General features: G+C 59.3%; 1 protein-coding gene. It reads right to left on the bottom strand.

The annotated features are described in order from the left end of the window. On the bottom strand, positions 1 to 1,073 hold a 1,073-nt coding region (locus ACXRVY_RS31045; RefSeq protein WP_458239211.1), incomplete at both ends, for a glycine cleavage T C-terminal barrel domain-containing protein.

The following is a 1,073-nucleotide window of genomic DNA, read 5'->3' on the forward strand; positions in this document are numbered from 1 at the left end:
GCCGCCGATGAAGTGGCCGTACATGCCAGAGGTGGTGCGGCCGACGATTTCTCCGTTCCGATAGATCGGTTCTTCGTGGTAGTTGGTGGCCTCGCCGCCGATGAAGTGGCCGTACATGCCAGAGGTGGTGCGGCCGACGATTTCTCCGTTCCGATAGATCGGTTCTTCGTGGTAGTTGGTGGCCTCCGGGTCGAGGAACTTGAACAGGACCATGCGTTTTTTCACGCCTTCGGCTTTCTGCTTGAGCAACGCCTCTTTGCCGATGAAACCGCCGGCCTTGTTGAAGTCCGAAGCAAACGACAGCCCGGCTTCCAGCGGCGTGTCCTCCTCCACCACGTCGTGGCCGAAGTGGCGATAGCCCTTCTCGATACGCAGGGAGTTCAGGGCGTGATAACCACACAACTTCAAGCCGTGGGGCTCACCCGCCGCGACGATTCGGTCGAATACATCCGGGGCGAATTCAGTCGGGATGTACAGCTCCCAGCCCAACTCGCCCACGTAGGTAATCCGTGACGCTCGTACGCGGGCATAGCCGAGTTCGATCTCCCTGGACGTGGCAAATGGGAAGCCCTCGTTGGAGAGGTCGTCGGTGGTCAGCGGTCGCAGCAAATTGCGGGCGTTAGGACCCATCACGCTGATCACGGCCATCGACGAGGTGACATCGGTGTAGACAACATTCGCCTCGTCCGGCGTGTTGCGGCGCAACCAGTTCAGCTCGCGAGTCTGCGTCCATGGACCGGTGACGATGAGGAACGACTCCTTCTCAAGTCGTGTCACGGTCAGGTCGGCCTCGATACCACCGCGCTCATTAAGCCACTGGGTGTAAACGATCTTCCCCGGCTCGACATCAATGTTGTTGCTGCAAATCCGGTTGAGCACCGACATCGCATCGCGGCCCTGGACCAGTATCTTGGCGAAGGAACTTTGATCAAACAGGCCGACGGTTTTGCGCACCGCGTTGTGTTCGGCTGCCGACCACTCGAACCAGTTTTKTTTACCCCAGCTGTACCCGTATTCCGGCTTCTGACCTTCCGGTGCAAAGAAGTTCGCGCGCTCCCAACCCACCACTTCGC

Source organism: Pseudomonas sp. P5_A2_2 (assembly GCF_054177685.1).